The organism is Aeromonas sp. 603607, from assembly GCF_049171595.1.
GTDB classification, from domain to species: Bacteria; Pseudomonadota; Gammaproteobacteria; order Enterobacterales; family Aeromonadaceae; genus Aeromonas; species Aeromonas veronii.
In genome coordinates this window covers 450,231-464,041 of record NZ_JAAKOV010000001.1, presented here as the reverse complement: position 1 = coordinate 464,041, position 13,811 = coordinate 450,231, and the positions used below count along the sequence as shown (strand labels likewise).

Annotated in this window: 10 protein-coding genes; 5 read left to right on the top strand and 5 right to left on the bottom strand. The window is 59.1% G+C overall.

What is annotated here, in order from left to right:
- Window positions 1–70: 70 nt before the first annotated feature.
- Window positions 71–1,687, bottom strand: a complete 1,617-nt coding sequence (locus tag G5315_RS02005) for a peptide ABC transporter substrate-binding protein (protein ID WP_064336240.1) — start codon at window positions 1,685–1,687, stop codon at window positions 71–73.
- Between the two features lie 383 nt (window positions 1,688–2,070).
- On the opposite strand from G5315_RS02005, the gene fbp reads away from it, so the two are divergent.
- Complete coding sequence (fbp, locus tag G5315_RS02000; protein ID WP_005351317.1) at window positions 2,071–3,105, top strand: class 1 fructose-bisphosphatase; 1,035 nt, start codon at window positions 2,071–2,073, stop codon at window positions 3,103–3,105.
- 247 nt (window positions 3,106–3,352) lie between these two features.
- Here the strand turns inward: fbp and mfd are convergent, their stop codons facing one another.
- Complete coding sequence (gene mfd, locus G5315_RS01995) at window positions 3,353–6,835, bottom strand: transcription-repair coupling factor (RefSeq protein WP_421254875.1); 3,483 nt, start codon at window positions 6,833–6,835, stop codon at window positions 3,353–3,355.
- Between the two features lie 56 nt (window positions 6,836–6,891).
- Window positions 6,892–7,467, bottom strand: a complete 576-nt coding sequence (locus G5315_RS01990) for a hypothetical protein (RefSeq protein ID WP_064336238.1) — start codon at window positions 7,465–7,467, stop codon at window positions 6,892–6,894.
- 76 nt (window positions 7,468–7,543) lie between these two features.
- Between G5315_RS01990 and G5315_RS01985 the strand changes: the two genes are divergently transcribed.
- The 3 genes from G5315_RS01985 to lolE all read left to right on the top strand — a co-directional run bounded on the left by G5315_RS01985 (window position 7,544) and on the right by lolE (window position 10,807).
- A complete protein-coding gene (locus G5315_RS01985; RefSeq protein WP_040068101.1) occupies window positions 7,544–8,779 on the top strand; it encodes a lipoprotein-releasing ABC transporter permease subunit in 1,236 nt (411 codons plus the stop codon).
- A gap of 88 nt (window positions 8,780–8,867) precedes the next feature.
- A complete protein-coding gene (gene lolD / locus G5315_RS01980) occupies window positions 8,868–9,566 on the top strand; it encodes a lipoprotein-releasing ABC transporter ATP-binding protein LolD (RefSeq protein WP_005336988.1) in 699 nt (232 codons plus the stop codon).
- Complete coding sequence (gene lolE / locus G5315_RS01975; protein WP_421332249.1) at window positions 9,566–10,807, top strand: lipoprotein-releasing ABC transporter permease subunit LolE; 1,242 nt, start codon at window positions 9,566–9,568, stop codon at window positions 10,805–10,807. The genes lolD and lolE overlap by 1 nt, the downstream gene beginning before the upstream one ends.
- Before the next feature lie 88 nt (window positions 10,808–10,895).
- On the opposite strand, the gene yfbR is transcribed toward lolE, so the two are convergent.
- Window positions 10,896–11,486: a 5'-deoxynucleotidase gene (gene yfbR, locus G5315_RS01970; RefSeq protein WP_047436789.1), complete on the bottom strand. Its 591-nt coding sequence runs from the start codon at window positions 11,484–11,486 to the stop codon at window positions 10,896–10,898.
- Window positions 11,487–11,578: 92 nt separating this feature from the next.
- Entirely contained in the window at window positions 11,579–12,013 is a 435-nt protein-coding gene (locus tag G5315_RS01965) for a YccF domain-containing protein (RefSeq protein ID WP_005336982.1), read from the bottom strand.
- A gap of 441 nt (window positions 12,014–12,454) precedes the next feature.
- Here G5315_RS01965 and tig point away from each other — a divergent pair, with 441 nt between their 5' ends.
- On the top strand, window positions 12,455–13,765 hold the full coding sequence (gene tig / locus G5315_RS01960) for a trigger factor (protein WP_421254781.1): 1,311 nt from the start codon (window positions 12,455–12,457) through the stop codon (window positions 13,763–13,765).
- Window positions 13,766–13,811 lie beyond the last annotated feature (46 nt).

Below are 13,811 nucleotides of genomic sequence, written 5' to 3'. Positions count from 1 at the left end.
GCTTGGCCGCCAATGAAAAGCGCCTGCAGCAATGCAGGCGCTTTTTTATGGTCACATCTTGCCGAGCCGGTTACTGGGCAACCAGATAGAGCTCCTTGCTGTAGACCACATCCTGCGGGTTAAGGTGGGGATAGCCTTTCACGAAAGGTTTGAGCAACCTTGATTTGACCGAGAAATAGATGGGGGCGATGGGGGCATCCGCATCAATGAGAGCCTCTGCCTGCTGATACAGGGCATTGCGTTCAGCGGGATCCAGCGAGTCGTGGGCCTTGGCCAGCAGGGCGTCGTACTCCTTGTTGAACCACTTGCCGCTGTTGGCGCTGCTGCTGGAGGTCATGATGTCGAGAAAGGTGGAGGCGTCGTTATAATCCCCGTTCCAGCCATAGCGGCTAACCCCGAAATCCCCCTCGTTCAGCGCCGAGACCATGGTCTTCCACTCCATGTTGTTGAGGGTGGCAGTGACCCCTAGGTTGTGTTTCCACATGGAGGAGACGGCCAGCGCAATCTTTTTGTGGCTCTCGTTGGTGTTGTAGAGAATGTCCACTGTGAGTGGCTTGTCCGGACCATAACCCGCTTCGGCCAACAGGGCTTTGGCTTGCTTGATCCGCTCCTCTTTGCTCTGCAGCTGGCTGGCCGGTTTTTTCAATTCAAAACCGTCCACAATGGGGGGCGTGAAGCTATATGCGGCAATTTGTCCCTGCCCCAGGATCTTGTCGGTGATAGTCTCCCGGTCGATGGCGAGCGAGAGCGCCTTGCGTACTTTCGGGTCATCGAACGGTTTGCGCTGGGTATTGAAGACATAGTAATAGCTGGCCAGCGTGGGGACGCTGACCAGTTCTTCCGGGCTCTTGCTCTTGAGCTGTTTGTATTGCTCCAGCGGATAAGTGGTGTAGTGCAGTTCACCGGTGCGATAGCGGTTGTAGGCGGCGGTTTCCGAGACGATCTCCAGATAGATCACCTTGTTCAGGACGGTGTGCTGGTTGTTCCAGTAGTGGGTATTGCGCTCGGCGCTCAGCCGCTCGTTGGGGGTCCACTCCTTGAGTACAAAGGCGCCGTTGGAGACGATATTGCCCGGTTTGACCCAATCCTTGCCGAATTTTTCAATGGTGGCCTTGGGGGCCGGGAACGTGGTGTAGTGGGCCAGCGTTTTTAGGAAGAAGGGAACCGGATTTTTCAGGGTGACCTGCAGGGTGTGGTCATCGAGCGCCTTGATCCCGAGCTCTGACGGGCTCTTCTTGCCCTGTGTCACCTCGCTTGCATTGACCACTCCGGTCAACTCGATAAACCAGGCGTAGTTGGAGGCCGTCTTGGGATCGGCCGCCCGTTGCCAGCCGTAGACATAATCGGCGGCGGTGACCGGTTCACCGTTTGACCACTTGGCCTCGGGCCTCAGCTTGAAGGTGTAGACGGTACCTGTCTTGTCGACGTCGTAGCTGACGGCGCCTGCTGGTTTGATCTTGCCGGTATTATCCAGCTCATAGAGCCCTTCAAACAGATCGTTGACGATGGCACTACCGGCGGTCTCTTCTACCAGCTGGGGGTCGATGGTGGTGGGTTCGGTGCCGATATTGGTCACGTAGATTTGTTGGGCATCCGGCAGCAGCTTGGTACCGGCAGGCACCTGGGCAGCCCAGGCGGGAAGGGCAAACAGTCCGGCTACCATGCCGGCAATGAGAGTCTTGTTCATTGATAATCCTTGAGTTTTATTTGCTTCCAAAGCGAAATCAGTGTGCTGGATTGGCGATCGGATCTCAAGAGGTAATGGCTGAGGGAACGGCAGGCCCATCAGACTCCATTTTTAATGGCCAAAGGCCAGTCAGCTCATGGCTTGCCGCAGGTTATTGCCACGAATTAAGAGGCGAAAAGTTAGCGATTGAAACCGAATAAAAAGCGCCTTTTACCATAACGTGAGGCGAAATAGCCTATTTAATAGGCCGCTTAATTCGCTGCAAAAACAAAAAACAGACGTTACATTAGGTTACAAATCAAGGCCGCCGGTGATCGGCATTTTTTTTTGCCGATGCCTGCAAACGTTTTCAATGCCAACGGATGCGATCTAAAGGAACAAAAATGCGAAACATGATCACCATGGGTGAGTTCATCGTCAAAAAGCAGGCGGATTATCCTACCGCGACCGGCGAGCTGACCTCGTTGCTGAGCTCGATCCGCCTTGCTGCCAAGGTGGTGAACCGGGAGATCAACAAGGCGGGACTGGCGGATATCATCGGTTCCATGGGCGCTGAAAACGTACAGGGCGAGGTGCAGCAGAAGTTGGATGTTTATGCCAACGAACGCTTCAAGGCGGCGCTCGAAGCGCGCGGCGAGGTGTGCGGCATGGCTTCGGAAGAGGAAGAGGACTTCGTCGCCTTTGACTCACCGCTCTCCAAAAACTCCAAGTATGTGGTGCTGATCGACCCGCTCGATGGCTCCTCCAATATCGACGTCAACGTCTCGGTCGGGACCATCTTCTCCATCTACCGCCGTTTGAGCCCGCAGGGTTCGCCGGTGACCCTGGAGGACTTCCTGCAACCGGGCAACCGTCAGGTCGCCGCCGGTTATGTGGTCTACGGCTCCTCCACCATGCTGGTCTACACTACCGGCTTTGGCGTCAACGGCTTTACCTACGACCCCTCCATCGGTTGCTTCTGCCTCTCCCACGAGAACATCCGCATTCCGGAAGAGGGCAAGATCTACTCCATCAACGAGGGCAACTACATCAAGTTCCCGGACGGGGTGAAGAAGTACCTCAAATATTGTCAGGAGCGCGACGAGGCGACCCACAGACCTTACACCTCCCGTTATATCGGTTCCCTGGTTTCCGATTTCCATCGCAACCTGCTCAAGGGTGGCATCTACATCTATCCGTCCGGCACCAACTCGCCGAACGGCAAGCTGCGTCTGCTCTATGAGTGCAACCCGATGGCGTTTCTGGTAGAGCAGGCTGGTGGCAAGGCCTCCGATGGCTTTGGCCGCATCATGGATATCCAGCCCACCGCGCTGCACCAGCGTACCCCTTACTTTGTTGGCTCGACCAAGATGGTGGAGCGGGCAGAGGCCTTTATGCGAGAGTTCTCCGCCCATGAGGATCCAGCCAACCAGTGCTGATCGTCAGAGGTGTAGGTTGGTGCTGAGCGCAGCGAAGCCCAACATTTACCGGTGCGATTCCCTCTCCCCCCTAGGATAGGGCAGGGTGAGAGGAATGGTTTTCACTGCCCCCCTCATCCCCGACCATTCTCCCACAAGGGGAGAAGGGAGACACTAGTCACCAGCCAACGTAAACAAAACGGGAGCCGATTTGGCTCCCGTTTTAGTTGGCATTCTCTCTCTGGCTCGACGCCTGCGTTGCAGAGACTCACAGGCTGTTGTTGGCCAGATCAGCCAGCAAACCATCCACCAGTTTCAGGCGCATGGCTCTGTCCTGAGTTGGCACCTGGAAACGCAATCGGGTCGGCCCGTCCATCTTGTAGACCCGTGGCTGGCTGGAGAGCAGTTTGACCAGATAGGCCGGATTGACCTTGGTCTCCTGGGTGAAGTCCAGATAGCCGCCACGCTCGCTCATCTCCACCCGGCGAATGCCAAGGGCGGTGGCACGCTGGCGGAAGGCGGCCAGCTCCAGCAGGGTTTTGGTCGCCTCCGGCAAGAGACCAAAGCGGTCGATCAGTTCCACTTTCAGCTCGCGCAGCTCCTGCTCGTCCGCCGCACTGGCGATCCGCTTGTACATGGAGAGGCGCATATTGACGTCCGGAATATAGTCATCCGGCAACAGCGCAGGCAGGCGCAGCTCCACCTCGGTGTGCTGGCTCATCAGCTGCTCCAGCGACGGCTCCTTGCCATTTTTCAGCGCCTCGACCGCCTGCTCCAGCATCTCCATATAGAGGGTGAAGCCCACCGATTCAATCTGGCCGCTCTGATCGTCGCCGAGCAGTTCGCCCGCGCCACGGATCTCCAGATCGTGGGTCGCCAGCGCAAAACCGGCGCCGAGATCTTCAAGCGAGGCGATCGCCTCCAGCCGCTTGGCCGCATCCTTGGTCATCAGCTTGGGATGGGGGGTGAGCAGGTAGGCATAGGCCTGATGGTGAGAGCGGCCAACCCGACCCCGCAGCTGGTGCAGCTGGGCCAGACCCAGGTGATCCGCCCGATCCATGATGATGGTGTTGGCGCTTGGCACGTCGATGCCGGTCTCGATGATGGTGGTACAGACCAGCAGGTTGAAGCGCTGATGGTAGAAGTCGGACATGATCCGCTCAAGGTCACGTTCGCGCATCTGGCCGTGGGCGATGCCGATACGGGCCTCCGGCACCAGTTCGGCAAGGTCTGCCGCGCACTTCTCGATGCTCTCCACGTCGTTGTGCAGGTAGTAGACCTGGCCGCCACGTTTGAGTTCACGCAGCACCGCCTCGCGCACCACAGCCGGTTCGTGCTGGCGCACGAAGGTCTTGATGGCGAGCCGCTTGGCGGGCGGAGTGGCGATGATGGATAGATCCCGCATGCCGGACATCGCCATATTGAGGGTGCGCGGAATAGGGGTGGCGGTGAGGGTGAGGATATCCACATCGGCCCTCAGAGCCTTGATCTTCTCCTTCTGGCGCACCCCGAATCTGTGCTCCTCATCGACGATGAGCAGCCCCAGATCCTTGAAGGTGAGTTCGGATCCGAGCAGCTTGTGGGTGCCGATGATGATATCCACCTTGCCCTCGGCCAATTCCTTCATCACTGCGCTCTGCTCCTTGGCGGAGCGGAAGCGGCTCAGCACCTCGACCCGCACCGGCCAGTTGGCAAAGCGGTCGCGGAAGTTGTCGTAGTGCTGTTGCGCCAGCAGGGTGGTGGGCACCAGCACGGCAACCTGCTTGCCGCCGTGCACCGCCACAAATGCCGCCCGCATCGCCACTTCGGTCTTGCCGAAACCCACGTCGCCGCACACCAGTCGGTCCATGCTCTTGGCCTGACACATGTCCCCCAGCACCGCATTGATGGCGTTGAGCTGATCGTCGGTCTCCTCGAACGGGAAGCTTGCAGCAAATTGGCGATAGGCCTCTTTGTCGTGCTTGAAGGCAAAGCCGGCGCGAGCGGCGCGATGAGCGTAGACATCCAGCAACTCGGCTGCCACGTCGCGCACCTTCTCCGCCGCCTTGCGCCGCGCCTTGCTCCAGGCCTCGCCACCCAGCTTGTGGCTGGGCGGGTTATCAGAGCCGGTGTAGCGGCTGATAAGGTGCAAACTGGTGACCGGCACGAACAGCTTGTCGCCGCCGGCATATTCGAGGGTCAAAAACTCGGTGGGCAGACCACCGGCGTCGATGGTTTCGAGCCCCAGATAGCGGCCGACCCCATGATCCAGATGGACCACCGGCTGACCCTGGGTCAGCTCGCCCAGGTTTCTGATCACCGCATCGGAGCTTAAGTTTTTGCTCTTCTCCCGCGCCCGCTTGCTGCGCACTTTGCCGCCCAGCAGTTCGGTCTCGGTGATCAGCGCCAGTGGATCCTGACCGACCTCCTGCCACAGGAAGCCACGCTCAAGCGGTGCAACCAAGAGGCCGTGGCGATCCTGGCTTGCCATAAAGGCGTCGAGGGAGGGGAACTCTTTAGGTTGCAGCGAGATACGCGCCAGCAGATCGCCGAGCACCTCCCGTCGCCCTTCGGATTCCACCGCAAACAGGGTGCGCCCGGCAAAGCCTTGCAGGAACTGGTTAAGCGCCAGCAGAGGTTGCTCCTTGCTGTGATCGAGTTGCAGATCGGGCAGCGCGGAGATGGGCAGATCGTGCTGACCGGCATCACCGGCGGTGGCGGCCTCTTGCAGCCGCACCGCGCCATATTGGCCGAGGGAGGCAAAGAGCTGCTCCACCGGCAGATAGAGCTGGGCCGGTGGCAGCAGTGGGCGGGTGTTGTCCCAGCGTCTGTCTTCATAGCGCTGGCCGATGTCGTTCCAGAAGCGCTGGGCGGCGGGGTAGATATCCCCCACGGTGAGCAGCAGGGTCTCTTCCGGCAGATAGTCAAACAGGCTGGCGGTCTGGTTGAAGAAGAGCGGCAGATAATACTCGATGCCGGCGGGCCAGCGTCCCTTGCTCACCTCCTGATAGACGGAACCCTCGGCCCGCGACAGCTCGAACTGCTCGCGGAACTGGCCGCGAAACAGTTCGATGGCCGCCTCGTCGGTAGGGTATTCCCGGGCGGGCAGCAGGCTGACCGTCTTGACCGGTTCGCTGGAGCGCTGAGTCTCGGGATCGAATGGGCGGATGGAGTCCACTTCATCGTCGAAGAAGTCGATGCGATAGGGGCTGCTGCTGCCCATGGGGAAGAGATCGAGCAGGGAGCCGCGGGCGGCAAACTCGCCGTGCTCCAGCACCTGATCCACCGCCACGTAACCCGCCTCGGCCAGGCGGCCGCGCAACTGTTGCAGATTGAGGCGCTGGCCGGCCTTAACCATCAGGCTGTATTTGTCGAGATAGACCCGGGGGGCGCAGCGCAACATCAGGGTGGAGATGGGGACAATGAGTACCCCCTTGCTCATCTGCGGCAGCTTGTAGAGAGTCTCGAGCCGCTGGGAGATGATGTCCTGATGGGGGGAGAAGGTGTCGTAGGGCAGGGTCTCCCAATCGGGGAACAGCAATACGGGGGCGGACTGATCGGCTAGCTGCTTGTCTGCCAGCAGCTTGCCTGTCAGCAAATACTGTAGCTCCTGCTCCAGGCGCAGGGCGCTCGGGGTATCGGCGGTGATAAGCAGTACCGGCCCTTTGGCTTCATTGGTGAGACGAGCTGCAATCAGCGAGAGGCTGCTGCCGACCAGCTGGCCGAGCGTGATCTTTTGGCCCGCTTTGGCGGGCAAGGCGGGGAGTGTCATTGGCATGGTTCGATTCTTTTAACGTTGACGTTATCTATCGCTGACGTTCGCTCTGGTTAGCGCTGACGTTCTTGGGCGCGCAGCTTGAGCTGCTTCGATTGCACGTGGAGGCTGGCACGAACCAGCAGTTCACGGTCATCTTCGCGGATCCGCACATAGTCGAGCTGCACATGGGTGCCATGTTCACCGCCGTCAAGCTGTTTGACCTGGCCATAGCAGTAGATGGCGGCCGCCTCTTCCCGCAGGAAAATCTTGAGGCGCACGATCTGGTGCAGGTGCGGCGCATCCCCGTGACCATGATAGGGGTGCAGGTAGGTGAGTTGGCCAGCCCCGAAGCGCAGGGTGTGAAAGCGCTGCTCCGGATGGTCCTGCAGGGAGAGCACATAGCCCATGATCATGTCGATCTTGCGGGACTGCTGATTGACGATCTCGATCAGATCGTGCATCGACTCGTTCTGGTTGCGCAGCAGGCGAGTGGTCACCAGATCGATGGAGGTAATGGCCGAAGAGATCCGAAAGGGCTCCGGCAGCTCAGCGTCCAGCTCCTCCAGCGAGGGGAGGTGGAAGTCGGCCGGCATGGGGATCACATTGACCGGCGTGGCATGAGTGACGCTGAAGAACTGTTCCTGCATGGAGGCTATCCCTTGTTGTCATGGACGGTTTCCCTTTATTATCCGGTATCTTATTTTGTTGGCAACGTACATATCCTTGAAGACCGGACTTTTTCAGCCCCTTTCGCTGGCCATCGGCCTGCGTTATGCAGGCTCGAAGCGCAGCAATCGCTTCGTCTCATTTATCTCCCTGTTCTCTACCTTTGGCATCGCCATCGGGGTCGCCGCCCTGATGGTGGTCATTTCGGTGATGAACGGTTTCGAAGGGCAGCTCAAAGGGCGCATCCTCGGGGTGATCCCCCATGTGGTGGTGACCAATCAGGCTGGCCGTATTGATGCAGACCCGCAAGGCTTGCCGGATCTGGCCAAATTACCCCATGTGGTCGCCTCGGCCCCCATGCTCGACAGCGAAGGGATGCTGCAAAGCCCCGGCCAGCTGACCGGGGTGAGTGTGCAGGGGATCGACCCTGCAAAGTGGCCCAAGGATGACATCCTCCACAGCCAGATGCTGGGGGGGCGCCTCGATACCCTGCAGGCCGGCCACTACCGCATCGTGCTGGGGCAGGGGGTGGCACGTCGCCTCAATGTCTCCATCGGCGATCAGGTTCGCCTGATCCTGACCGAGGGGACCCGCTTCACTCCCTTTGGTCGGGTACCGGCCCAGCGCCTCTTTACCGTCTCCGGTATCTTCGGGGTCGGCGCCGATGTGGATAACCAGATTGCGCTGATCGCACTGGGAGATGCCCAGCGCTTGCTGCGTCTGCCGACAGAAACCGTCGGTGGCATTCGCCTCTGGCTCGATGATCCCTTTGCGGCTGACGAAGTGATCAAGACGCCGCTGCCGGATGGCTTGCTATGGCAGGATTGGCGCCGCGAGCGGGGCGAGCTGTTCCAGGCGGTCGCCATGGAAAAACGGATGATGGGGCTGATGCTGGTGCTGATCATCGCCGTCGCTACTTTCAACATCCTCTCCGCGCTGGTGATGGTGGTGACGGACAAGGAGGGTGAAGTGGCCATCCTGCGCACCATGGGCATGAGTGAATCGGGGATCGTCAAAATCTTCATGGTGCTTGGCGCCTCCAGCGGGGTGATTGGCGCCCTGTTTGGCGGACTGGCGGGCCTGGCGCTCTCCCTGGGTCTCAACCCTCTGCTCAATGCGGTGGGGCTCAACCTCTATATGGCGGCGGGCGGCAGTGGCCTGCCGGTGATTGTCGAGCCGGCTCAGGTCATCACCATTTTGCTGGGCGCCGTGCTGCTGAGCTTCAGTGCCACCCTTTACCCGGCGGCACGCGCCGCACGGGTGAAACCGGCCGAGGCGCTGCGTTATGAGTAATGCCGTGAATAATGCATCTTCTGTTGTGACTGGTGCCCCCGTAGTTGCGGGTGCCAGCGTTGTTACCGAGGCAAGTGGAGCCCCTGTTATGAATGAAGCCGTATCCCGTGAACCTCTGCTGCGCTGCCAGGCGCTCAATCATGTCTATAAAGAGGGGGAGCTGGAGACTCAGGTGCTCAAGGGGATCGATCTCTGCGTCGCGCCCGGTGAAATGCTGGCGGTGGTGGGGAGCTCCGGCTCCGGCAAGACCACTCTGCTGCATCTGATGGGGGCGCTGGACAACCCCTCCAGCGGCGCCGTGCTGTTCAAAGGGGAGGATATCCACCATTGGGACAGCCGTACCCAAGCCCGTTTTCGCAACCGCGAGCTGGGCTTTGTCTACCAGTTCCACCACCTGCTCTCCGAGTTCAGTGCGCTGGAAAATGCGGCCATGCCGCTGCTGATCGCCGGTGAGTCGGTGGCGGTTGCCACCGAAAAGGCGACCAAAATGTTGGGTAGGGTAGGGCTCTCCCATCGCTTGAACCACCGTCCCTCCGAGCTTTCTGGTGGCGAACGTCAGCGGGTGGCGATCGCCCGGGCGCTGGTCAACGAACCGAGCTTGGTGCTGGCGGATGAGCCTACCGGCAATCTGGATCACGCCAGTGCCACGGCGGTGTACGAACTGCTGTGTGAACTGAATCGTGAACTGGGCACTGCGTTTGTGGTAGTGACTCACGACTTGAGCCTCGCGGCCAAGCTCCATCGCCGGGTGACCCTGGTGAGCGGCGTGATGGCGGAGGTTGCCTGATGTTCAAACCGCTGCCCCTCTTTCTGGGCCTGCGTTACAGCCGCTCCCGCCGTCGCAACGGGTTTATCGCCTTTATCTCTGCCTCTTCCCTGATCGGTATTGCCCTCGGGGTGATGGCGCTGATCCTGGGCCTCTCCGCAATGAACGGTTTCGAGCGGGAGCTTAAAGATCGGGTGCTCTCGGTCGTGCCGCAAGGTGAGCTGGACGCCGTCGAGCGGCCGCTGCCGGATTGGCCGCGTCTGCGCGACTACCTGCTGGCCCAGCCGGGCGTTGAGGCGGCCGCGCCGGTCATTCGCCTCAATGGCCTGCTGGAGCATGGCTCTGCCCTCAAGGGGGTGCAACTGCGCGCCGTGCTGCCCGATCTGGAAGCCAATCTGTCGGATGCCGGCAAATACATGACGGGCCGTGGTCTGCGTGAGCTGCAACCGGGTGAACGTGGGGTGATCCTTGGCAAGACCATCGCCGACAAGCTGGGGGTCAAGGTGGGGGATTCGGTCGCCCTGCTGCTGCCGCAAGGGGGTGATCAGGCGGGGATCAAGAATCCTCGGCGCGAAGCCCTGACCGTGGTGGGGCTGCTGGAGATCGGTGGTCAGCTCGACGGTCTGCTCGGCTTTATGCATCTGGCCGATGCGCAAGCGATCACCGGCATGGGCAGCGGCGTGGAGGGCTTCAGCCTGCGGGTGAGCGATGTGCTTAATGCACAAAATATTACGATCGCCGCCGCGCAGCAGTTCCCCCATCATGTTTACATCCGTAGCTGGATGAACAGCCAAGGCTACCTCTATCAGGACATCCAGATGGTGCGTACCGTCATGTATGTGGTGATGCTGATGGTGGTGGCTGTCGCCTGCTTCAACATCGTCTCCACCCTGGTGATGGCGGTGAACGAGAAGCGCAGCGAGATTGCCATCCTCAAGACCATGGGGGCGAGCCCCGGCCAGATCCGGCTTACCTTCGTCATTCAGGGGATGGTCAACGGCGTGGCCGGTGCCCTGCTCGGTGCCCTGCTGGGTGGGCTGCTTTCGAGCAAGCTGACCCAGATCCTGAGCGTTGTCGAAAAGCTCATCGGTCACCGCTTCCTCAATCCGGATATCTACTTTATCGACTTTTTGCCGACTGAGTTGCATATGCAGGATCTGCTCATCGTGACGGGCGCCGCCATCCTGATGAGCCTGGTGGCGACACTCTATCCCGCCTGGCGGGCGAGCGGTCTGGTACCGTCCCGCGAGCTGGGTCACTGATGCGTTGCATCTAATGCGCAATAAAGAACGAAGGGCCCGCCGGTGCAAACCGGCGGGCCCTTCTGTTTTTCAGGTCATGTAGACTGGCTTAGTGAGCGTTAAGCTCATCGAGTGGCAGGGAGAAGCTGGCCACGAAGGTGTCGATAAAGTAGCGCATCTCATCGCTCATCCGGGCTGCCAGCATGGCCTCGAGGCGCTTGCGAGCCGGTTCGAACTCCCGGTTGCCGGCGTTGATCTCCTCCAGACATTTGGTATAGGCGCAGAGGGTGTCGGCATCTTTCACCAGCCTGGCCAGCTCGTCATCCTGGGCTGCCGAATCGAGCAGGGGGCGAAAGTCCTCCACCAGTTCCGGCGGCAGCATGCCAAGCAGACGCTGCTCGGCGGCCAGTTCTATCTTCTTGTACTCGCGGGCAATTTCGGGGTTGAAGTATTTGACCGGGGTAGGCAGATCGCCGGTCAGCACCTCACTGCTGTCGTGGTAGAGGGCCATCACGGCGGCGCGGTCGGCATTCACGCTGCCGCCAAACAGCCGGTTTTTGATGATGCCGAGGGCATGGGCCACCATGGCGACCTGCAGGCTGTGTTCGGCAATGTTTTCCGGCTGGATGTTGCGCATCAGGGGCCAGCGGTAGATGAGTTTCATGCGGGCGAGATTGGCGAAAAAGTGGCTGGGTAACATGATGGCCTCAACAAAAGAGAATAAAAAAGGGCAGACCCTAGTCTGCCCTTTTTTTCGTTGCAGGGCAGCGTCTGCCCGCGCATTTCCCGTGTTTAGCGGATATAGCGGCCCGATTCCGCCTCCTGGTTGGTCACAATCATCTGGCCGATAGGAGCCAGGCTGATCAGCGCCAGCTTGAGGTGCTGGATACCGAACGGGATACCGATAATGGTTACGAAGCAGGCCAGCGCGGAAGCGATGTGGCCGATGGCCAGCCAGACGCCGATCAGCACGAACCAGAGGATGTTGCCAATCAGCCCCAGAGTGCCGGTGCCGATATCGCTCTGGCCGGTCATGGTTTTGCGATTGACGGCCTGCTTGCCAAACGGGAAGAAGGTAAAGGTGCCGATCACGAAGCAGGCACGTCCCCAGGGGATGCCGACCAGCGAGATAAAGCAGACAAGACCGGCCAGCCACCAGGCCAGGCCCATAAAGACACCTCCCAGTACAAACCAGAGCAGATTGAACAAGAAGCGGAAAAAGGCCATGTGAGTGACTCCAGAACATCAATTTGGTTGCCACCATAACGAGGGAGGGGTAGGGACGCAATGGTTGATTGGCCCAATCGCCATTTGGCTGGTCAAATTAAGTCGTCGTCCGCAACAGTGGGCTGTTTTTCGGCGAAAAATGGGTAATAAAGCGGCGTTCGGATGAAAAAAGGTGAGCAAACGCAAAATTATCCTCACCGGATGGTTGAACTAGAGGGCCTCTCTCCCCATATAAAGGGCAGTTTTGCACGAATTGTGCTTGCACGCCGCTCAATGTGGGGGATGTGTGGCTCGACTCGACCAAAGTGCGCCGCTATAATGCCGCGTCATATTTTCTCATCACAAAGACATATCGTTGTCTTTATAAACAGGAAGACTCCGGGCTTTGCCCAGGGGCAATAAAGGGTCAGCACACAGTGCTGAGTTGAACGAGGTAGAAGAATGCAAGTTTCTGTAGAGACAACCCAGGGTCTGGAACGCCGTCTTACCATCACTGTACCGGCTGCTACCGTAGACGCCGCTGTGCGTAAAGAATTGAATGGCCTGGCCAAAACTCGTCGCATCGACGGTTTCCGTCCTGGCAAGGCTCCGGTTGCCATCATCAAGAAGATGTTCGGCGCCATGGCTCACGCCCGCGTTGCTGATGAAATGATGCAGAGCAACTTCATCAAAGCCATCATCGAAAACAAACTGAGCCCGGCCGGTGCCCCGACCATGGATCCGAAAGAGATCAAAGAAGGTCAGGATTTCGAATTCACCGCCACTTTCGAAGTGTATCCGGAGTTCGAAGTTGCAGGTCTCGAGACCATCAAGGTTGAGAAGCCGGTTGCTACCGTGAAGGATGAAGATCTGGCCAACATGATCGACACCCTGCGCAAGCAGCACGCTACCTGGGCTGATGCCGATGTTGCCGCTGCAAATGGCATGCGTGTGACCATGGACTTCGTCGGTTCCATCGACGGTGAAGAGTTCGACGGCGGCAAAGCTGAAGGCTTCAACCTGGTGCTGGGCGCTGGCCGTATGATCCCGGGCTTCGAAGACGCCATCTTGGGCAAGAAAGCGGGCGACGAGTTCACCATCGAAGTGACCTTCCCGGCTGATTACCACGCTGAAAACCTGAAAGGCAAAGAAGCCAAGTTCGCTTCCAAGCTGATCAAGGTTGAAGAGCAGCTCCTGCCTGAGCTGACCGAAGAGTTCGTGAAGCGTTTCGGTATCGAAAGCGGTTCTGTTGAAGAGCTGAAAGCCGAAGTGCGCAAGAACATGGAGCGCGAACTGGCTCAAGCCCTGAAAAACAGCGTGAAAGAGCAGGTTCTGAACGGTCTGGTTGAAGCCAACCAAATCGACCTGCCGAAAGCTGCCGTTGCTCAAGAGATCGACGCACTGCGTCAGCAGGCTCTGCAGCGCTTCGGTGGTTTCCAGGGCGGCAACGCTCCCGAGCTGCCGGCTGAACTGTTCCAGGCTCAAGCCGAGCGTCGTGTACGCGTAGGTCTGCTGCTGGGCGACGTGATCCGTACCAACGAGATCAAGGCTGACGATGCCCGTGTAAACAGCATCATCGAGTCCATGGCGACTGCCTACGAAGATCCGAAGGAAGTGATCGAGTACTATCAGAAGAACGAACAGATGCTGAACGGCGTTCGTAACCTGGCAGTAGAAGATCAAGCCATCGACCTGATCCTCTCCAAAGCGCAAGTGACCGAAAAAGAAGTTGCCTTTGACGAAGTGATCAACAAGTCTGGCGCCGCTGCCTAAGAACATTTGACTTAAGGTCAAGACTGTTAAGTATAATGGCTCGTGT